Here is a 20,105-nt window from a genome sequence, read left to right as displayed (position 1 = left end):
CATCGACCGGCGCAGCTACCAAGCCACCACCAGTATCGACATCGTCATCCCCGACCCTTGACGACCACACCAACCACTTAACTGAACGGCGTTGCGTCTAGTACTGCAACGGCAGTTGGTCAGGGGTAGCCGGCGTCGTCGGCGCCATCGTGACCAGGCCCAGACGTGCTCGGGTGGGTGAGTTGATCGCACTACGAGGGCGGTGAGCAGTCCTCGGACCGCGTCCCACCCCATGCTCGACATGCCTCGTAGCTGACTCGCTGCGAGAGCCGACGAACGCAGGGATCCAAATGGCGGGACGCCGGGTTACGTCGTAGAGGTCTCAGTCGAGGTTCCAGAAGCAAGGTATTTCTCTACGCGGCTGGCCTACGCCGCCAGCGCCGCGTCAATCGCGCTGATGAGGATCTGCTCTGCTCCGTCGGGAGATTGAGCGGTCGGTTTTCCTTTGAGGTGCCCCAACCAGCCGTAGACAGTCATCGAACCGCCGGCGATGCCCGGGAAGTCGCTGTCGATCCCGCCGGCGTACGTCGAAGCTCTCCGCAACAGTTCATCACTGGGGAGGTACGCGCTCACCTCGTTCGCGTAGCCGGCGAACAGCAGTCGGCTCGACGTGCCGTATCGCGCCCGGAAGTAGACGGCGTATCCGGACACGATCTCGCCGCCGGCCAGCAGGAGCCGAAGGTCTGGGCTGCCGGTGAACCTCCACGACTGGACGGGCACCGGGATCGACGTCGCAAACGTGCCGGCCTCGACCTGCGAGATCATCTGTTGCGCGTGCCGTCGGTAGTAGCCCGGCAGGCCCGCGTTGGTCGATCGCGCGGTGTAACAGGCGATCACCCGCCGGAGGTTATCCGCGGTTGGCGTCACGTCCAGTGGCAGGTTCACCTCCCGGTAGTGGGTCCTCGTCGGGCCGGCGACCGACCGGCCCGGCCGCAGCATCGCCGTCGTGACGGCCTGCGCGAGCTCGGCGCCCCGCATGCTCCGCTGGGCCCAACCCCGCGCGCCGGCAGGGTTCTGGTCACCGGCTGGCCCGAGAAGGAACTGGGCGAAGGCGCCGGTCGCCTGCTCGACCCGGGTGACCGCGTCCCCCGGGTAGTCCGGGTCGAACAAGGTCTGCGACCCCGCCACCACCGGGTGACACCCGTAGCTGAACAGCACGGCCAGCGGCTCACCACCCGGCGTACGAGCCGTCAGGACAGGCACGTCCGACTCGACGTACGGCAGACTTTCCCGGTTGTACGAGAAGTGCTGGTCGACGACCTGGTAGTCGAGGACGCACGCCGTGCGGGGGCCGTCGAGCGTGTTCCGGACCAGCTGCACGATCTTCGTGGCCAACTGGTCGCCGTAGGCACGCACCTGTGCTTGCTGGGCCGAGTCCATCGAGTACGAGATGAACGGGTCGAGTTTGTCGGGGAGCACGGGACCGTTGTGCGTGTGCGTGGCCGTCAGCGCGAAGCTCTCCGACGCCAGCCCAAGAGCGACCACCTGGCTGCGGATCGACAGGTGCAGGCCACGCGCGAAACCGAGGACGTCGACGGTGACGATGGCGTGGGGCACACCCGCGTGCCACAGGATCGTGCACCGCGCGAACAGCGGGGCAGCGGTCCCGGTCGCCTTGCGGGGCACGTCGACGCCGTAACCGGCCAGGTACGTGCCCGCCGGTGGAGTGATTTCCACCTTCCCGACTGACAGCTCGGTGCCCGCCGCACCCCGTGCGGCGCTTCCCACGAGGCCCTGGCCTACCAGCGATGCGGCTGCGATGGACCCGCCGACGAGCAGCCGGCGACGACCGACGGTCAGCCGCCGATCATTCGGTGTGTCGTCCTCGGCCGCCTGCACCCGGATTTCCGACGTGGTGGCAGCCCTGATCCTGGACATGGTCATTCGGCAACGATCTCCCCCGTGAGACGCCGACGCGCGACCACCGCCTCGCATCAGCATTGGATGTGCGAGCGACGGCCATCAGTATCAAGTTGAGAGAGATCATGGCGCGCGCCAGGACCGCGGTCAATCCCTGGTTGTCCGTAGTCGCGGATTTGCGGCATGGACGTTGAGGAACTGATCGTGCCCGCAGGTCGGGACCTCCGTTGTCGGAGCGAAAAACCGCACCTGTACGTCGTGATCGGCGGCGTCGGCGGGCAGCACGAAGGCCGTTTCAGAGTTGTTCAGCTCCCACGCCACTGCGAGTAGTTGCCGAACGGCTCGGGCGCCTCGGCCGTCGCCACTGATTCAAGAAACATCATGGCCGCCGATCGCGGTGTCCTCCGCAAGCCGAACCAGGGTGCGGACCGCGCACCCGGTGCCGCCGTTGGGGGTGTAACCGTAGGGCTCACCCTCGTGGAAGGCCGGTCCGGCGATGTCCAGGTGCGCCCAGGGGGTGCCGGCCGGCACGAACTCCTGGAGGAACAGGCCGGCCACCAGGCCACCGCCCATCCGCTCGCCGACGTTGGCGATGTCGGCCACCCGGGAGTTCAGGCTTCTGCGCAGCTCAGCCGGCAGCGGCATCGGCCAGGCCCGCTCGCCGGTCCGGCTGGCGGCGGCCAGGACCCGGTCACGGAAGGCGTCGTCGTTGGACATCACCCCGAAGAGATGGTTACCCAGGCCGAATCGCATGGCGGCGGTCAGGGTGGCCACGTCCACGATCGCGTCGGGCCGCTCCTCGCCCGCGCGCACCAGCGCGTCGGCAAGCACCAGGCGTCCCTCGGCGTCGGTGTTGAGCACCTCGACGGTCCGGCCGCCGTACATCCGCAGCACGTCGCCGGGACGGACGGCGGAGCCGGACGGCATGTTCTCGGCCAGCGCAAGCCAGCCGGTGACGTTGACCCGGAGGCCGAGCCGGGCGACGGCCAGCACCGCGGCGAACACGGCCGCCGCGCCGGACATGTCGCGCTTCATGATCTCGTTGGCACCAACCGGCTTCAACGAGATGCCGCCCGAATCGTACGTGATGCCCTTGCCGATGAAGGCGAGACTCACCTCCGCCTCGGGGTGGGTGTGGGCGATCCGCACCAGCCGCGGCGGTCGCGCCGAGCCCTGCCCGACGCCGAGGATGCCGCCGAAGGCGCCCGCCGCGAGCGCGTCATCGTCGAGCACCTCGACCGCCAGCCCATGCTCCCGGCCGGCCGTAACCACGGCGGCGGCGAAGCTCTCAGGATGCAGGTCGTTGGCCGGCGTGTTGACCAGGTCACGGGCCCGGTTCAGCTCCTGGCCGAGCACGCCGGCGCGTCGCACGGCGGCCTCGGCGTCCGTCCGGCCGTCAGGGTTCACGAGAATCACCAGCTCGCGGACCGGGGCCGCGGCGTGATCGGTGGTGCGGTAGGCGGTGAAGGCGTACGCGCCGAGTAAGCCACCCACGGCCACCGCCTCCACGGCCTCGACGGTCCCGGCCGGCAGCGCCAGTGCGACCGTCCCGGCGCCGGCCAGAACCCGAGTGGCCACCCCGGCGGCCCGGCGCAGCGCCTCGGCGTCGCACTCGGTGTCGTTGTCGGCGGCGTCGCCGAGGCCGACCGCGAGGACCAGTCTGGCCTCGATGCCGGTGGGCGCGGGGAGTTTGACCGCCTCGCCCTCGGCACCAGTCACGCCGAGGATGCCGAGGAGTTCTGCCAGCGTGCCGTCGAACGCGTCGGTCACCGCCGCCGCGCCGGGCGCCAGCATCGGCCCCTTGGGACTTTTCGCGACACCGATCACGATGCAGTCCGCGGGCAGCGATGCAGCGGGGGTCGCGCTTACCGTCAGTGCGGTCACTTACGTACGTCCTGTTCTCTTCCCGGAAGGTTGGTCAGGTTCTCGGCGTGGCCAGCGCGGCCGGGGTTACCGCCGGCGGCGGCTTGTGCCGGCGGGTCAGGCCGACCCCGACGAGCACGACCACCATCCCAGCGGCGATCCGGAGGCTGAAACCCTCGTCGAGCACGATGGTCCCCAGCGCCACTGAGACCGCCGGCAGCAGATAGCCGACCGTCGCAGCGTTTGTGGCGCCCTCAGTGGCGATGATCCGGTAGGTGAGGTGGAACGTGATCCCGGTGGCGACGATCCCGAGGATCAGTACGGCGATCGCCGTTGGCGGGTCGATGTCGATCGGTGTGAGGCCGCCCGCCGGCAGGGTCAGCGCGGTCATGCCGGTCGCGGCGATCAGCTGCGCGGCGGACAAAGAGATGGTGGGGATGCCCTTCCCGACCAGGTGGCGGCCCATATATGCGAAACCCACGGCATAGCTCGCCGCAGCGGCAACGATCGCGAGCGCGCCCCAGCCAACCGGCCCGGTCATCTGCCAGGGAGCGAAGATCAGTACGACGCCGGCGAATCCGAGCAGGAGCCCGGCCAGCCGGGTCGGACGCAGTCCGCGCTCGGAGCCGAGGGCGAGGCCGACCAGCAGGGTCCACAGCGGTGTAGTCGCGTTCAGGACGCCTGCAATCCCCGAGTCGATCGTCTGCTGGCCGACGCTGAACAGTGCGAACGGCAGGGCGTTGCAGAAGAACGCGGCCACGGTGATGTGACCCCAGGTCGCCCGGTGATGGGGCAGCCGCCGGCCGGTAGCGAGGCAGGCGATCAGCAGGGTGGCGGCTCCGAACACGCATCGACTGAGGGTGACCTGCACCGGTGTCAGCGCGGTCAGGGCCAGCTCGATCCAGAGGAACGTCGATCCCCACAGCAGGGCGAGCACCCCGACGCGTGCCCACGTCCAGCCCTTGCCTGCGACACCGTTCACTTGACCTCCTCGGTCGGTTCTCGCCTGAACGGTGCCCTGGGTGATCGTGAAGGACAAGCAAAAGATTCTGCATATCTGTTAAGTTCATCTACATGCTCGATGTGAGGCGGATGCAGGTACTGCGGGCGGTGGCGGCCAGCGGGTCGGTGACCGCGGCGGCGGCGCACCTCGGCTACACCCCCTCCGCCGTCAGCCAGCAGGTAGCGGCACTGGAAAAGGAAACCGGGGTTGAGCTGCTCGAACGCGTCGGCCGGGGCGTACAGCCCACAGCGGCGGGCCAGCTGCTCATCGGGCACGCGGCAATCATCAGCCAGCACGTCGCCGAGGCCGAGACCGCGCTGGCCGACCTGCGCGCCGGGCGTACGGGCCGCCTGACGATCCACTATTTCGCCTCGGTCGGCCCGACCCTGCTGGCGCCCGCCATCGCCCGGCTCCGACGCGAGCATCCCGGCGTGACGGTCGACCCCAAGCTGACCGACCCGCAGGAATCCCTGCCGGACGTCGAGCAGGGCAACGGCGACCTGGCCATCGTCGTTCGCCGGCCGACCGGCGAGAGCCGCCCGGGAATTCGACTGGTACGCCTGCTCGACGACCCGTACCAGGTCGTGTTGCCCACCGGGCATCCGCTCGCCACACAGCAGGTGGTGACCCTGGCCGACCTCGCCGGCGAACCTTGGGTCGGCAGCGAACCGCCCGGCCCCTGCCTGGAGCCAATAGTCGACGCCTGCGCCGCAGCGGGCTTCACCCCTGACATCGTGGCCAAGTCGGAGGACTACGCGACGGCTCAGGGATTCGTCGCCGCAGGCCTCGGAGTCAGCCTCATCCCCCGCCTGGCGCTGGGCACACGCCACCCGGGGATCGTCGTCCGGCAGGTCCGCCATCCGGAGCCGATCCGCACGATCTATGCGGCCGCTCGGGAAATTTCACTGACACAGCCCGCGGTGCGTGCGCTGATCGACGCCCTCACGAACGCCACGAAGGAGTGAACCCAAGCGTCCCCAGTAGCGGTCGCGACATGGCTGATCCGGCCGCAGCCTCTCGGCAGAGACATCGCCAGGCACTCATCACCCTTGTCACCCTTCGTCGACGCTGGGCGGGTTTTCGGGGAGTCGCCTGACAGCGGGTCACCGCGCCGGATCAGCCGGGAGCCGATGCCGGCGGATCAGCCGCTGCCCGATGAAGGTTCGCCAGACCCGGTCCGCGACAGTCGGTTCGACGATCCAGAGCCGACGCTGCGCCTCGGCGAGGGTGAGCGGCGCGCTGAAGAGATCCAGGAAAAGCCGGCTGCTGCGGTTGAGTGCGAACACCTGACCGTCGATCCGGCGGAACAGGTGCCGGTCCGCCGGCAGGTCGCCGGGGACGCCTTCCTGCTCGTCGGATCGGATTCGCCGGTACGCCTCCCAGACCTGCTCGTCGTCGCGATCCACGAAGGCGCCGTTGGCGAGGAACTCGGTCTGGTCGTCGGTGTCGTGGCGTACCCGGTCGTGGGCGAGGACGCCGCGTACCGCAGTGCCGTACCGGTCGTGGTAGAAGAACGTGTGCGGGGTGTCGGTGGCGCCCAGCCACGGACGGTGGTAGTGACCGGGGTTGAGGCCGGCCTTGGCCAGGGCGACCTCGGCCTGCGCGGCCTCGGTGACCGGCTCGTCGTACTTGAGCATCCGGACGATGTCCGATCCCTCCACCGGCCGCACGTTGGTGATGCCGAACCGGTCCGGCTCCTTGGCGACGATGGCGCCCGGCGTCAGCATGAAGTCGCCGAGCCCGCCGAGGGTCCACAGGTCCGGGTTGTCACGCAGGAAATTGACGCTGTCCAGTGCCTCTTCGCGGGTCTCGGTGGGGAACCCGGTGAAGCCCATCATCTGCACACCAATGTTCGCCTTGGTCATCGCCATCATGGTGCGTCGTGCCTGCTCCGGCTTCGTGCCCTTGTCGATCAGATCGAGGACGCGCTGGTTACCGGACTCGAAGCCGACTGAGATGGCCACGCAGCCGCTGCGCCTCAGTAGGTCGCAGCGCTCGTCCGACCAGTACTTCTCCAGCCGGATCTCGGCACCCCAGCGGAAGTCCAGCCCTCGCTCGACGACCTGCTCGGCGAAGCGCAGGATGGTCGCGGGAGCGAGCACATCGACCGAGAAATAGATGAACTTGGCGAACTTCGACAGTTCGGTGACGTCCGCGATCATGGTGCTCACCGTGTCCTGCCGCCATGGGCTGGTGGGACCGTCGGTATTCAGTCCGTAGTCGCAGAACGTGCACTTGTTCCAGTAGCAGCCTCGGGTCGGCGAATAGTAGACGAACCGCTCCGGGCTGAGGTAGAGGTCCCAGGGCAGGCCGGAGAAGTCCGGGACCGGCACCTGCGCCAGGCGTTCATAACGCAGGGGCAGTTGACGCTGGCGGCCGTACTTGGGGTGTAGCCGGACGTTGGGGTGCCCGGCTGGCAGCGTGCCCGCCGCCACCGCGTCCAGGATCTCCGTGTACGCGCTCTCCCCCTCCCCGACCACGATCGCGTCAAAGTCGGCCAGCACCTGGAAGACGTACTCGGGTTTGCTGGCGCACTTCCAGACGTCGGAGATCTCCGTGCCGCCCGCGATGAGGAAGACGTCCGGGCAGGCCTGCCGGACGAGTCGGGCGATCCAGAGCGCGAACGGCAACTGCCACTGGTAGGTGGCGCTGATGCCGATCACCTGGTGCCCGCCGGCGGCCAGCCGCGGGATCAGCACGTCCTCGTAGTACGGCAGGAAAGGTCGGTTGAGCCGAGCGAGCAGCGCCTCGTCCGTCAGTGCGGCCACCGAGCCGATCGAGATCATCGGCGGTGGGTGGAGCCGGAAGCCGGCGTGGAACTGCCCGGGGAACCCGACCGTGCCGAGGGCGTCCATCCAGGAGATCACGCCCTCGACGGCGTCCTGGTAGTGCCGGTAGTCGTAGAACAGGGTCGGATCCTGTAGCACCCCGATCGACCGGCGCAGCCGCTCCGGATCGGGGTCGGGCAGGCCGAGCTGGTTCGCCCGGGCCATCAGCGCGTCCGGGCCGCTGAGGTCGTCGATCGAGAGCCGGGACAGCTCCCGCCGAAGCCAGTCGTACGCCGACGGGGTGTACGAGTGGTGGAACGCCTCGATGTTGGCGTCGATGATCTCCGCCGGCTGGTGCCCCTGTGCCCGGGCGTACGAATCGAGGTAGTTCAGGGAGTGGTATCCCGAGGTGGGATCGGTCAGCGGGGGGTAGATCAATGCTGCCTTCACCGTGCCGCTCATCGATTCCTCCTCAGCCGACCCGGGCCGCGGAACCGGCCAGGGTGTCCTCCTGGGCGCGCATGCCCACCGCAGGCAGTCGCGGGGTACCGAACGCCTTGACGTACGCGACAAGCGGTTCGGCGGCGTACCGGAACGCCGCAAGGTCGACGAAGCCCCGGTCCCACGCCGCCGCTTCCAGCCCGTCGGCGGCACAGCCCCACAGCCTCGCGAAGCACGCATCGACGATCTCAGTGCGGAAGTGCAGCCGAGCACCCGGGCGGCGATGCCCCGTCGTACGCGGGACGAGCGTCTCGTTCAGCGACGCTGCGGTCGCCGCGACCTGCCGTGCCGCGGTGAGTAACGCGGGGGTACGCAGCGGCGGCGCGAGCATCCACAGAGCCAGGCTGCGGTGCGGCGTGGTGCCGAACGCCCGCACCAACACCCGCAACACCGCCTCGCGGTCGTCGAGACCCCGTTCCCGGTCGGTCAGCCAGTCCCACCCGCTCGGCGGCGCACCGGTCAGCCCTCGCCGGCGGGCCACCTCGCTGGCGCGCTCCTCGACCATCGGGTCGTCGATGTCCACCTCGGCCAGCCCGGCCAGCACCCCCCGCCGGTGCCAGGCCGCCGACTCGGGATGCAGCAGCATCAGCACCGCGGCGGCCTCCCGGTCGCTGGCCCAGTGCCCGCCGACCGACTTCCCGGCGAACCGTGCGCGCCAACTGTCGAGGAAGCGGGTGTGCAGGTTGTCGAGCGGCTGGTCGCCGGCGTTCGCCGGGCACAGCTCGGGCGCGTTGTCCGCAGCCATTGACAGCAGCATCCGCGCGTCGGCGCCCTTGGTGTCGCAGGGGTCCCGCCGGTGCCACGTCAGGAACCGGCCCACCACAGCCGCCGCCTCGGGTGGCGCGCTGCGCTCCAGCGCCTGGTACGACCGCCGCCGGAAGGGCAGGTCCCGGCCGATGTCCAGCAGCAGCACCGCCTCGGCGTCGCTGAGTACGCCGGCCGCGACGGCGCGACGCAGCGCGACCCGGATGTTCACCAGTGGGACGCTCAAGGCGCGGTGGCCATCCTCGGCAGGTCCGTGCACGACGGCCACCTCGTCGTCGCCCGTGACGACCCCGTCGCGGTAGAGCTGGAACACCTCGCCCACGCCACGCATGCCGAACGGCCACAGCTCGGCGGCGCGCAGCGCGCCCATGCTGGCGGCGCCGGCCACGGTCACGCCACGGTCGAGCAGGTCGAGGATCTCCCGGTGGCGGACCGGCGGGTGTTGCAGGAAGAACCCGTCGATGATGAGGACCCGGTCGCCGCGGGCGACGTCCAGGCGCAGCAGGTCGCCGTGCGCGACGGGCGGCAGCACCACCGCGTCGGGCAGCAGCCGACCGACCTCGTCGGCCGGCAGGCTCGGACCGATGAAGACGACGTCAGTCACGGGGCACTCCCGGTCGGGTACTCAGGGCCCGCTCGTCGAACATCCGCAGGCCGGGGGCGAACACCTTGCTCACCGCAATGCCGATGTCGTCGTGCGTCAGGTCGACGCTGAACGGCTCGACGCCGGTGACCCGCTGCACCCGCGATGCCAGCTCGCGCAGCACCTGGGTCACGTCCCCCACCGGCGGGGCATTCCGGCGGACCGGTCGGACGGGCCGGTCGACTGTGGGAGGCGGCACCGGCGGTGCGCCGACATCGTGGTAGGCGGTGGCGTCGATGTCATCACGGGCTCCGGAGACCATGACCAGCCGTGATTGCGCTGCCTCCGCCATGGCCCGACCGACGGCGATCTCCGGGTCGACGTGGCAGCCGAAGCCGCCGAAGGTGACCGGCAGGTCCTCCGACCAGATCGAGGCGGCGTAGCAGGGTACGTCGACCGCGTTGGTGATGTCGCAGACCTCCACCCAGCAACCGGCCCGCACCAGCGCCTCGTGCACCGTGCGGGTCATCACGTTGGTGGCGGTGCCCGGGTCGGCGTAGGTGCGCTCGGCCAACGGTGAGGTGCAGTACGGGGCGATGCAGTCGCGTTCGACGACCTCCAGCAGAGCGTGCAGGCTGGCCTCGGCGAAGGTGTTCCCGGTGGCCAGCCCGTTGCTGCTGGGTGTGAACAGGGCACGGTCCCAGCCCCGCCGGATGGTGAAGTCGAGTTCGATGGTGGCGCGGGGCACCAGGCAATCCGCACCGGTCACCAGCCCGCGGCCGGCCACCCAGTCGAGTTCGACGGCGGGGGTCAGTGGTGACCGTTCCGCCAGGTGCAGCCACCGGACGTCGTACGGCAGGTCGAGCGCCTCCGCCGGGGACCGGACGACGGTCCCCGGCCGGAGGTTCTCAGCATGCCAGGACTCGATGCTCTCCATGACCGCGCTGACCCGGGCCTGCGTCGTCGTGGCGCCGGTGCCGACGCTCACCGCCATGGTGGCTCCGACCGGCCGGTAGGCGACGTGCACCGGAAGGCCGATCTCGTCGAGCCGGGTGATGTCGGCGACCCGGGTGATCCGGAACCGGTCGAGCAGGCCCCCGATCCGTTCCCAGGTCTGCTCCACGGTGGCCGTCCGGTAGGTGCCGGATCGGAACGCGATGGTCTCGGTCGTGTCAGTCATCGAGGCTCCCGGCGAGGGGTGGGGAACTCAGAGGATGAGGACGGCGATGATGTTGACGTTGTTGTCGGCGATCGGGGCCACGCCGCCGGCGACCGTCTCCAACTCGGCCTCGGTCAGCTCGTTGAGGTCGACCAGCGGCACCTCGGGCACGTGCAGCACGTGCAGGCCGGGCGTGCCGGCCCAGTCGGCGACGATCTGGTCCTTGGTGTAGAGCGTGGCGGGCTGGGCGCGGTCGACCTCGACCCGGGAGCCGGCGGCGACGGGCAGGCCGGCCGCCGTCGCGTAGCCGGTCGGGTCGGCGAGCAGGCGCTGCAGTTCATCGTCGCTGCGCCATACGGCGGTGACCAGTTCCGAGTACTTGGTCACGAACCTCGCGCCATATTCCTGTTCGTCGTTGCTCATCGTTCGGTCCTTTCCTCGGGATCGCTGCGAGACGGGCGGTTGATCGGTGTGGCGAGAACGCTACGAAGATCGAGCTTCGACAATCAATGATTCCGTGTGACTGCCATCAGAATCTGCCGCGCGAGCTCATGGGCGGCCAACTTCGGTGTCAGGTGCAGCAGCACGGGCAGCAGCAGGCACAGCTGGGGTCCAGGCCGGCGACGACGCTGTCCAGTTCGTCCTCGGCCAGTTCCGCCTGAGCCACCGGCAGCAGCGACGGCACGAAGAGCACGAAGGCGCCGCTGGCGGCCGCCTGCTGCCAGGACTCGACCTGCACCTCTAGATCCGGGTCGGCGTCGGCGACGTCCCGGACCACCCGGACCTGCACATCCTCGGACAGTTGGAGCCCGTAGCCGGCGAGGAACCCCCGCGGGTCCCGGTCGAGCGCCTGCTCCTTGACCGGGTCGGCCCAGACGTCGGCGACCAGCCGGCTGTACGCGGCCACGAAGACCGCTCGATCGACAGGTGTCACACCCTGCTCCCTTCGATGGTCGGCCGCCGGTGGCGGCGACAGGCAGCGCGGGATGTTCCGGGCCGCCGGTTTCGCTTCATCGTGGGTCACCTGTGGATGCGATCCGTCCGGAGAGCGGCAATTTCATCGAATGTGGCCGCGAAAAGGTCGCGCTGCGGCGAAAGCCGGGTAATTGGGAATCAGCGACTTACGGCGGACGGCGATCTTAATCAATGTCACCACTGTGGGCAAGTAGTAATTCCTCGCCTTTTACCCGCCCGGCGCCCACACCTACGCTGCGATCGGCGGACCGCACAGCGTGACAGCGGTTCGACGGGGTTGCCGTGTTCCGTCACCGAGTGCTGCCGGAGGCCACCGTGACCATCGACGAGGTGACGACGACGCCGGGCGGGCCGGTCGGGTACAGCGTGGACGAGCTCGCCCGCAAGGTGGGGATGTCGCCGCGCAACATCCGAGCGCACCAGGCCCGACGGCTGCTGCCCCCGCCGGTGCGGCGCGGTCGGGCCGCGCTCTACGACGACTCCCACGTCCGCCGACTGGACGCGATCCTCGCCCTGCAACGTCAGGGCTTCAACCTGGTGTCCATCGAGGCGATGCTCGGGGTCCGGGCCAGTGACGAGGCGCCCGACGGGCTCACCGCGATGCTGCAACGCCTGACCGCCGACCGTCCCGCGCTGGCCCACGCGCTGACCCGGCACGGCGTGATCGGCCGGACCACCGACGGCACCGTCCGCACCGTCCGGCCACGCCCGCTGCGCGCCGCCCTGGACCTGCATCGGGTACGAGTGGGCACGGTGCCGGCACTGCAGACCCTCAGCGAGGTGCTGGACAGCCTCCGACCGGTGGCTGACGAGCTGGTCGCCGCCGTCACCGCCCGGCTGCTGACCCTCGCCCCGGAACTGGTCCACAGCGACGCCCGGTCGTCCTGGGCCGAACTCGACCGGGAAACCCTGTTACTGACCCAGGGCGTGGTCAACGTGCTCACCGAGGCGTTCCGGCTCGCCGTGGAGAACCAGTCGGAGGCGCACATCGCCGAACTGCTGGAGAACCACCTCGACGCGGACGTGTGCCTGGAGGACAGCACTGTCATCGACAACGGCTGACCGGGTCGTCAGCTTGTCGCGGGCTGCCCGTCCGCCTCTCGGCTCTCCGGCACTGTGTCAGACCGTTCCGGTTCAGTGAGCAGTTGCCGCCGCGCCAACCGGTGGAACAGCCCTGCAGGGTGCTCCATCAACTCGTCAAAACTGCCCCGCTGGACGATCCGTCCCGCTTCGAGGACCACGATGGTGTCCGCAGCACGGACCGTGGACAACCGGTGGGCGATGACCACCCGGGTCGCGGCCAGGGCCGCGGTGCTCCGGCTGACCACCTCCTGGGTCCGGTTGTCCAGAGCGCTCGTCGCCTCGTCGAGGAAGATGATCCGGGGTAGCGGGGCCAGCGCGCGGGCGATCAGCACCCTCTGACGCTGCCCGACGGAGAGCGTCCCGCCGCCGAACGGCACCATCGTGCTCATCCCCATCGGCAGCGCCTCCAGGTCATCGGCGAGGCCGGCCATCCGCGCCGCCTCCCAGACCTGGTCGAGCGGGAAGCTGCCGGCGCCGCAGATGTTGTCGCGTACCGAGCCGGCGAAGAGCTGACCGTCCTGCAGGACCACTCCGCACTGCCTGCGGACCGCGTGGACGTCGAGTTCGGAGAGATCCTGGCCGTCGTAGAGCACTGCGCCCTGCTGCTGGCGTTCAAAGCCGAGCAGCAACCGGAGCAGTGTGGACTTCCCGCAACCACTCGGTCCGACGATGGCGACGAACTCACCCGGGCGGACGTGCAGGTCGATGTCGATGAGCACCGGTGGCTCGTCCGGCTGGTAGGCGAAGGTGAGACGGTGCAGCGCGATCTCGCCGCGCAACTCGCCCGGGTCCACCCGGTCCGGCCGCGCCTCGGGATCGGCGCGCAGGATCTCCCGCAGGCTCCCCAGCCGGGGCACTGCCGCGATCACTTCGACCCCGGCCGACACCAGCACCAGCAGCGCGCCGAGCAGCATCGCGAACCCGACGTTGAGGATGAAGAAGTCGGCCGGCGTAACCCGGCCGGCCAGCGGCCCCATCAGCACGGCGAACAGGACCAGTTGGCCGGCGACCGGCAGCACGGTGCCGAAGGCGACCAGGCCCGCCTGACTCTGCCGGACCCGTTGCAGCGCCGCTCGAGCCGTCGCGGCGACCTCCGACCAACGTGCGTGAGCGCGGGTTTCGGCCGCCGCCAACTTGATCTTGACGATGCCGCCGAGCAGTTGGTTGGTCATCGCCGCCGCCCGGTGCTCGGCCGGCAGCGCGGACCGTTGCTGACGGACGATCAGCACGGCGAACGCGCCGAAGGTCAGCATGGTGACAGCGACGATCCCCGCTCCCCACAGCCCGAGCACGGGCTCGACCACCAGGAGCATGCCGAGGGTCACCGCGACGGTCGCGGCCGCCGCGACGAGCTGCGGCAGCAGCGCGCTCAGCGCCTCACCGACGAACGAGATCCCCAACATCGAGTTGGCGATCTCACCGCTGCTGCGACCGGCGAAGAACCGGGCCGGTAGCCGCATCAGCCGGTCCCAGATCGCCAGCTGCGCGCCGGACTGCATCCGGCCGTCCAACCGCAGCAGGCGCAGGTTCTGCACCACACCCACCAGCCCCGCGACCACCGCAGCGCTGAGCATCAGCGCGAGGAAACCGCCAAGGCCGTTCACCTCGCCCTGCCGGGCCAGTTGGCCGAGCACCTCGCCGGTGGCCAGCGGCACGCCCAGGCCCAGCAGTGCCACGCAGGCGGCGGCGAACAGCAGACCCCGCACATCGCGGGACGCACCGACCAGCCCGGCCCGCAGCAGGTGGCGCATCCGAGCGGTCGGCGGCAGCGGCGCCTGCACCTCGGTCGCCTCGGCAGCGAACGTCGCGGCCACTGTCGCGTCGATCGGACCGTACGCGCGGGTGTCCGGGTCGACGTGGTGGTAGCGACCCCGGCGGAACACCAGCGGCACCGCGATGGCGCGCTCCGGGGCATCGCCGGCCCGCCACCCCACCAGTGGCCCCAGGTCCCGCCGCCACCATCGGTCCGGCAGCCGCACCTCACGCAAGAACAGGCTGGACGCTCGGGTCACCGCGTGCACCGCCGTCCGGTCGTCCAGCGGCGCCCGGCTGCGGTCGGCCGGCTCGTTGATCGGGCTGCTCATCCCCTCGGTGACCACCCGGAGCACCGAGGCCGCCCGCCCATACCGGTCGAAGCCGGCCTCGTCGTCGGGAACCGGAACCGCACCGCCCGCGCCGATCACCCCGATCGACCGGCGGGCCGCCGCGGCGAGCACCGCCGCGTCGGTCTCCCGGCGCCGCTGCACGGCACTCAGCAACGCCGCGTCGGCCTCCTCGATCCGGGTCTCCACCATCCGCAGCAGCCGGGCCACATGCTGGTCGACGGCCGGCCGGAGCTGACCGTTGACCAGCAGGTCCCAGCTGCCGTGACTCTCCACCGCGCACGGCGACTCGGCCACCACCCAGTCCCGCTCGGCGACCAGCAGCAGCTCCCGCTCTCCCGACATCTCCGCCGGGCCACCGTCGTTGCGTCGCAGTTGCCCACCAGCGCTGCGCAGCCACCACGCGCCGCCGGTCGAGGTGAGGGCACTACCCTCCGACAGCGAGATGATCTCGCGGCCAGAGAGCGTGGACGCCTCCCGAGGGGCCTGCCCGCGGCGCAGCGCGTCGGCAACGGTGACCAGCACCAGGTCAACCGCCGCGACCAGCTCCGTCGCGGCGGTCCGCGCCCGCAGCGACGCCCCCTCGTCCGCCACCCGGCCGAGCCGAACATGCCGCTCCAGCAGGGACAGGTGACGCCGGGACAACCCACGCAACTCCGTGCCGGGCAGCGGCACCAGGATCAACCGCCACGCACCGATCGCGGTGGACGTCGGCACCAGGCCACCCGCGGGCAGCCGGGCCACATGGTGACGACGCGAGGGGCTCACTCCGGCCCGACGCACCGCGAACAGGTCGGCCTCGCCCCCGGTCACCAGCCAGCCGGCCGCCGGGCCGTCCAGGCGGCAGACCTGGCGTACGCCGTCCGAGCAGAAGCCGATCAGGCCGCCGGCCGGGGGATCCTCCACCGCGCCACTCATCAGCGTCTCCTCGGATCGTCGTGGTCAGTGGTCCCGGACCAGGCGCGCGTACGCCCCGTCCTGGGCAACCAGCTGCTCGTGGGTGCCGCGCTCCACCTCCCGGCCGCCGTCGAGCACGACGATCAGGTCGCAGTCGCGGACGGTGGACAGGCGGTGGGCCACGATCAGGCAGGTCGCCCCCCGCCGGCGCAGGTGCATGTCGATCCGACGTTCGGTCTCGGCGTCCAACGCGCTGGTGGCCTCGTCCAGCACCAGCACCCGGGGATTGCGCACGAGCGCTCGGGCGATCTCCAGCCGCTGCCGCTGCCCACCGGAGAAGTTGCGGGCGTTCTCCCGCACCGGACTGCCGAGGCCACCCGGACGGGCCGCGACCTCGTCGTACAGGCACGCGTCGGTCAGCGCGCTGACGACGTCCTCATCGGCGACCGTGAGGTCCCACATGGTGACGTTGTCCCGGACCGTCCCCTCGAACAGCCGTTGGTCCTGGTCCACCATGGCGACGCTGGCTGCCCAGAGCCCGTCGTCGGCCGCGGCCCGCTCAAGTCCGTCCACGGTGACCTGTCCGGCCCAGGGACGGTAGAGCCCGGCGACCAGCCGGCCGACCGTCGACTTGCCACTGCCCGAGCGCCCGACGAGCGCTACCCGGGCGCCCGGCGGCAAGTCGAGGCTGAAGTTCTCCAGCAGTGGACGACCCAACGGGTTGTAGCCGAAGGTGACCTCCTCGATGCGCAGGTGCCCCTCCATCGGCGTCATCGGTCGGGCGGATCGGTCCGGGGCCGACGGCAGTGGGTACCGCTCCACGTCACGCAGCCGGTTGAGGTCGGCGCTCATGTCCTGCAACCGCGAGCCCAGCGCGGTCAGGTTGCCCAGCGGGCGGTTCATCGCGGCGGCCAGGCTCTGCATGCCGACCAGCACGCCGACGCTCATCGCCTCCGCCACTACCTGCCGGCTGCCCAACCCCAGCAGCACCGCGGTGGTCCCCGAGGCGAGCAACGCCGGCAGCACGGAGAGTACCGCGGTGGGCACGCCCAGCCGCTGCTGACGGTTGGCGACGGTGGCGTGGCGCGCCGCGAACCGGGCCACGGCGCGTTCCTCCTCGCCGCCGGCCTTCACCGTCTCGATCATCTGGACGGTGGTGTACACCGTTGTCACCAGCTTGCTGCGGTCCGCCTGAAGACCGGCGACGGCGGTGGACCGGGTCGAGGCGACATAGCGCAGCACGCTGACGTTCAGCCCGGCGAGGACCACCGCACACAGTCCGAGCAGCAGGTCGTAATGGCAGAGCAGAGCCCCATACGCCAGCACCAGGCCGGTGTCCACCACAGTGGTGGCAGTCCGGCGGGTGAGCACCTCGGCGACCACCTCGTTGCCGCGGACCCGCTGGCTGAGGTCGGCGGCCTGCCGCTGGTCGAAGAAGGTCGGCGGCAGCCGCAGCAGATGTCGGAAGAACCGGGCGGCGCTGGCGAGGGCGAGCGCCGTCTCCGCGCGTACGGTAAGGCGTTGCTGAAGCAGGCTGGCCAGGAAGGTCAGCACGGTGGCCACCGCCACCGCCGCCACCAGACCGGCGAACGCGGCTCGATCCTCCTGCAACAGCACCCGGTCGACGAAGACCTTGGCCATCACCGGGATGGTCAGACCGACCACGGCGATCAGCAGGCCGAGCAGCAGCATCTGCGCGATCGCCGAGCCCGGGCCGCGCCACCGCTCGGCCAGCGCCCGCACCAGCCGGTAGCGGGTGCCGCCGGGCCGGAACTGCGGGCCGGGCTCCATGGTGAGCACGATGCCGGTGAAGGCGCCGTCGAACTCCTCCCAGCTCACCGCACGGGGACCGGTGGCCGGATCGTTGATGAAGACCTTGCGGCCGAGCCCTTCCAGCACCACGAAGTGCTCGAACCGCCAGAACAGCACCGCCGGCAACGCCACGGTGGCCAGGCCGGCCAGGTCCATCTGGAAACCCTTGGCCACCATGCCGTAGCGGCGGGCGCCCTTGAGCACTGTGGCCGCGGTGGAGCCGTCCCGGCTCACTCCGCACACCCGGCGCAACTCCTCCAGGGGCACGTGCCGACCGTGGTGCGCGAGCAGGATCCCCAGCGCGGCAGCACCGCACTCCACCGCCTCCATCTGGATCAGGGTGGGCGTACGGACCCGTCGACGCCGGATCCTGGGCAGCTCCGGCGTGCCGCTGACGGCGGTCGTCGGCGCGCTCATCGCCGAAGCAACCAATCGATCGGGTGTTCCCGGTCCACTGTGAACCAGGCGGTGACCTCGCTGGCCGAGTTGAGCTGGAACGGCGGCGGAGACTTCGTCCAGCGCAGGCCGCCCGGGGCGGCCGGGTCGGGCTCCAGGGCGACAGTCACCCGCACCACGCTGCCGCGGGCGAGCAGTCGCCGGACGTCCGGCCCGGTGCCCAGGAAGGCGCGCAGCGATGCCTCGGTCTCCGGGAAGGCGCCGACCGTGGTCACCTGGCCGGCCAGGGTGCCGAACACGTTGCGCGGCGCGGCCGCGGCGGCTACCTCGACGGTCACACCGGGTTGCAGCAGCGGGGCGGCGACGGCGGGGGCGTAGACGACTGCCTGCAACGCGTCCCCGGCGGTGTCGAGCCGTTCCAGGTCGGCCAGGTGCGTGCCCGGGGTGACGATCTCGCCTTCCGAGACCAGCCAGGCGACGACGTACGCGTCACCCGGCGCGGTCTCCACCCGCACCTTGCCGTCCGCCGTGCGCAGGCTGTAGAGGGGCATGCCCTTCGGCACCCGCTGGTGCGGTGCCGCCCACACCTTGGTGACCTGGCCGCTGTCGAGCGCGTCGAGGGCCGAGATCCCGTTCGAGTGGATCAGCACCCCGGCCGCCTCGACGGTCCGGGGCACCACTGTGCGCACCGACCACACACCTGCGGCGACGACGACGATGACCAGCGCGGTGGTGGCCAGCCAATTCGGCACCGTGGTCAGCCGGACCGCCCGGTCCAATTGCTCGGGCGCCTCCAACTGGCGCAGAGCCTGCCGCCGGAACTTCATGGCCGGCCCTGTGCCGCGGCCGGGCCGGTGGCGCGGTGTGAGCCGAGCAGGAAGTCGGCCACGCTCGGCTCGACCAGCGGGTCGAGCCCGGACAACTCGGCGAAGGCCTGGGAGTCCCCGGCGCCGAGGGCGCACGGTGCCAGCCCCATGGCGGTGGCGACGAGATACATCTGCTGGGTCAGCACACCCGCGTCCTTGAGAATCATGGCGTAGCTCATCCCTTCGTACTTCCACATGAGCCGCTGGACCCGGGCGGTGACCACCAGGACCGTCTGCGGCGGCCGAGGCAGGGCGCCGGACGCCCGGGCGTACGCCAGCAGCCGGTCCGCGGCCGGTCCCCAGCCGGCGACCGGCTCCAGCCGGTGCCCGACGGCGTCGTAGTGGTAGAGCCCGGGGTCGAGCCCTGCGCAGCGCGCGACCAGTGGGTAGATCTCCAGCTCGTAGACGCCGCCGCCGCCCGGGTAGGGCCGGTGGCCGATCTCCTGCCCGCCGGCCTCGCCGACGGCGCTGGTGTGCTGCGACCGGTGCAGGAACTCCGCCAGCCGCTCCAGCGGCAGCGGCGCCGCGTCGTCGTGTTCGCGCACGCTGCGCCGCTCGGCGACGACCTGACTGAACGCGGGATCCGCCTCGGCGATCGTCGCCAGGTCCGGCAGTGGCAGGTCCACCGCCCGGCCCCCGTCGTACGGGCGGCGCAGCGGCTGCGGGGCGAAGCTCCCCCGCATCCGGTAGGTGCCGCCCACCGGCAGCGCGTGTCGGCCGGCCCGGGATCGGTGGTGCAGCCGCAGCTCCTCCGGCGACCAGTAGGCCAGCGGCGCGTCGTCGCACTCCGCCTCGAACTCGGCGTCGGTGACCAGGATCCGGGCGGTGGCCAGCTCGTCGAGCACCCGTCCGGCGACGTCCGGCGGCACGCCGAGCGTGCGGGCCACCGTCTCGGGTCCGACGCCCGGCGCGGCGGCGGCCAGTACCGCGCCGAGGGCGGCGTCGGCGCAGCCGACAACGAGGGTGCTCAGCGGTGATGCGGCCACCAGCATGCCCCGTTCGTGCTGAAGGGCGGCGAAGCGGGAGAGCCGGTAGCGGACCCCGGGCGCGTGTGGGCGACTTTCCGGCAGACTGCCCCGGCCCAGGCCGGTGGGGACCAGGTCGAGCAGCGGCCGATCGTCGACCTGTACGCGGCGCTCCAGCCAGGAGTGGGCGAGCAGCCGGCGCAGCAGCATCTGCGCGGGCAACACCCGGTTCTCCCCCTCCAGGCCGCTGATCAGCCGGCCGACCTCGACGTCGTTGACCCAGTCGGCGGCGAGTCGCAGCAGCAGCGCCCGCCGGCCTATGCCCGGTTGCTCCAGGGTGAGCTGGAAGCGGGTCTGCCGCAGCGTCAGCGAGCCGTCCTCGCCGAGCCGCAGCTCAGCGTCCCGGCGCAGCCGGTACGACTCCTGAATCGGCGGACCGCCGACGGAGCCGCTCACGACGACCGCCGACCGACCGGGTCCACCACGGTGGTCATCCCCACATCCTTC

At 70.8% G+C, this 20,105-nt stretch carries 15 protein-coding genes; 2 read left to right on the top strand and 13 right to left on the bottom strand.

Annotated elements, in window-relative coordinates; genetic code table 11:
• Positions 1–366 precede the first annotated feature (366 nt).
• From AB0C19_RS32020 to AB0C19_RS32005, 4 genes are all read right to left on the bottom strand, one after another.
• A complete protein-coding gene (locus AB0C19_RS32020; protein WP_357191397.1) occupies positions 367–1,884 on the bottom strand; it encodes a hypothetical protein in 1,518 nt (505 codons plus the stop codon).
• 123 nt (positions 1,885–2,007) lie between these two features.
• Entirely contained in the window at positions 2,008–2,229 is a 222-nt protein-coding gene (locus tag AB0C19_RS32015; RefSeq protein WP_357191399.1) for a PhzF family phenazine biosynthesis protein, read from the bottom strand.
• On the bottom strand, positions 2,230–3,744 hold the full coding sequence (locus tag AB0C19_RS32010) for a leucyl aminopeptidase (protein WP_357191394.1): 1,515 nt from the start codon (positions 3,742–3,744) through the stop codon (positions 2,230–2,232).
• A 34-nt stretch (positions 3,745–3,778) separates the two neighbouring features.
• Positions 3,779–4,705, bottom strand: a complete 927-nt coding sequence (locus tag AB0C19_RS32005; RefSeq protein ID WP_357191392.1) for a DMT family transporter — start codon at positions 4,703–4,705, stop codon at positions 3,779–3,781.
• A 92-nt stretch (positions 4,706–4,797) separates the two neighbouring features.
• Between AB0C19_RS32005 and AB0C19_RS32000 the strand changes: the two genes are divergently transcribed.
• Positions 4,798–5,691: a LysR family transcriptional regulator gene (locus tag AB0C19_RS32000; protein ID WP_357191389.1), complete on the top strand. Its 894-nt coding sequence runs from the start codon at positions 4,798–4,800 to the stop codon at positions 5,689–5,691.
• A gap of 138 nt (positions 5,692–5,829) precedes the next feature.
• On the opposite strand, the gene AB0C19_RS31995 is transcribed toward AB0C19_RS32000, so the two are convergent.
• The 5 genes from AB0C19_RS31995 to AB0C19_RS31975 all read right to left on the bottom strand — a co-directional run bounded on the left by AB0C19_RS31995 (position 5,830) and on the right by AB0C19_RS31975 (position 11,436).
• Positions 5,830–7,956: a radical SAM protein gene (locus AB0C19_RS31995; protein WP_357191387.1), complete on the bottom strand. Its 2,127-nt coding sequence runs from the start codon at positions 7,954–7,956 to the stop codon at positions 5,830–5,832.
• A gap of 10 nt (positions 7,957–7,966) precedes the next feature.
• Positions 7,967–9,364 carry a TfuA-like protein gene (locus AB0C19_RS31990; RefSeq protein ID WP_357191385.1) on the bottom strand — a complete coding sequence of 466 codons (1,398 nt, stop codon included), beginning with the start codon at positions 9,362–9,364 and terminating at the stop codon, positions 7,967–7,969.
• Positions 9,357–10,523 (bottom strand): YcaO-like family protein, encoded by a 1,167-nt coding sequence (locus AB0C19_RS31985; protein ID WP_357191383.1) that lies wholly within the window; start codon positions 10,521–10,523, stop codon positions 9,357–9,359. Before AB0C19_RS31985 ends, AB0C19_RS31990 begins: the two co-directional genes overlap by 8 nt.
• A gap of 27 nt (positions 10,524–10,550) precedes the next feature.
• The gene (locus AB0C19_RS31980; protein ID WP_030487871.1) at positions 10,551–10,925 is read right to left on the bottom strand and encodes a class IIb bacteriocin, lactobin A/cerein 7B family; all 375 of its coding nucleotides are present in this window, start codon (positions 10,923–10,925) and stop codon (positions 10,551–10,553) included.
• A gap of 148 nt (positions 10,926–11,073) precedes the next feature.
• Positions 11,074–11,436: a hypothetical protein gene (locus AB0C19_RS31975; RefSeq protein ID WP_357191381.1), complete on the bottom strand. Its 363-nt coding sequence runs from the start codon at positions 11,434–11,436 to the stop codon at positions 11,074–11,076.
• Between the two features lie 323 nt (positions 11,437–11,759).
• Between AB0C19_RS31975 and AB0C19_RS31970 the strand changes: the two genes are divergently transcribed.
• Positions 11,760–12,539, top strand: coding sequence for a MerR family transcriptional regulator (locus AB0C19_RS31970; protein ID WP_357191379.1), 780 nt, complete (start codon positions 11,760–11,762; stop codon positions 12,537–12,539).
• Positions 12,540–12,547: 8 nt separating this feature from the next.
• Here AB0C19_RS31970 and AB0C19_RS31965 read toward each other — a convergent pair whose 3' ends face one another.
• Genes AB0C19_RS31965 through AB0C19_RS31950 form a run of 4 tightly spaced genes read right to left on the bottom strand, consistent with a single transcriptional unit; the run spans position 12,548 to position 20,054 of the window.
• Positions 12,548–15,580, bottom strand: coding sequence for an ATP-binding cassette domain-containing protein (locus tag AB0C19_RS31965; RefSeq protein ID WP_357191377.1), 3,033 nt, complete (start codon positions 15,578–15,580; stop codon positions 12,548–12,550).
• A 24-nt stretch (positions 15,581–15,604) separates the two neighbouring features.
• Positions 15,605–17,788: an NHLP family bacteriocin export ABC transporter peptidase/permease/ATPase subunit gene (locus AB0C19_RS31960; RefSeq protein WP_357191375.1), complete on the bottom strand. Its 2,184-nt coding sequence runs from the start codon at positions 17,786–17,788 to the stop codon at positions 15,605–15,607.
• Positions 17,785–18,594, bottom strand: coding sequence for a hypothetical protein (locus tag AB0C19_RS31955; protein WP_357191373.1), 810 nt, complete (start codon positions 18,592–18,594; stop codon positions 17,785–17,787). Before AB0C19_RS31955 ends, AB0C19_RS31960 begins: the two co-directional genes overlap by 4 nt.
• Positions 18,591–20,054: a SagB family peptide dehydrogenase gene (locus AB0C19_RS31950; protein WP_357191370.1), complete on the bottom strand. Its 1,464-nt coding sequence runs from the start codon at positions 20,052–20,054 to the stop codon at positions 18,591–18,593. The genes AB0C19_RS31955 and AB0C19_RS31950 overlap by 4 nt, the downstream gene beginning before the upstream one ends.
• Positions 20,055–20,105 lie beyond the last annotated feature (51 nt).

This window comes from Micromonospora sp. NPDC048842 (assembly GCF_040649935.1).
In the GTDB taxonomy this organism is placed as follows: Bacteria; Actinomycetota; Actinomycetes; order Mycobacteriales; family Micromonosporaceae; genus Micromonospora; species Micromonospora hortensis.
The sequence above is the reverse complement of the archived record's forward strand: the minus strand, read 5'-3'. Positions and strand labels throughout refer to the sequence as shown.

Excerpts from the sequence above, each read along its gene's own strand:
- AB0C19_RS31985 (WP_357191383.1), bottom strand. The coding sequence starts at position 10,523 with ATGACTGACACGACCGAGACCATCGCGTTCCGATCCGGCACCTACCGG.
- AB0C19_RS31980 (WP_030487871.1), bottom strand. The coding sequence starts at position 10,925 with ATGAGCAACGACGAACAGGAATATGGCGCGAGGTTCGTGACCAAGTAC.
- AB0C19_RS31960 (WP_357191375.1), bottom strand. The coding sequence starts at position 17,788 with ATGAGCGCGCCGACGACCGCCGTCAGCGGCACGCCGGAGCTGCCCAGG.
- AB0C19_RS31965 (WP_357191377.1), bottom strand. The coding sequence starts at position 15,580 with ATGAGTGGCGCGGTGGAGGATCCCCCGGCCGGCGGCCTGATCGGCTTC.
- AB0C19_RS32000 (WP_357191389.1), top strand. The coding sequence starts at position 4,798 with ATGCTCGATGTGAGGCGGATGCAGGTACTGCGGGCGGTGGCGGCCAGC.
- AB0C19_RS31955 (WP_357191373.1), bottom strand. The coding sequence starts at position 18,594 with ATGAAGTTCCGGCGGCAGGCTCTGCGCCAGTTGGAGGCGCCCGAGCAA.
- AB0C19_RS32020 (WP_357191397.1), bottom strand. The coding sequence starts at position 1,884 with ATGACCATGTCCAGGATCAGGGCTGCCACCACGTCGGAAATCCGGGTG.
- AB0C19_RS31995 (WP_357191387.1), bottom strand. The coding sequence starts at position 7,956 with ATGAGCGGCACGGTGAAGGCAGCATTGATCTACCCCCCGCTGACCGAT.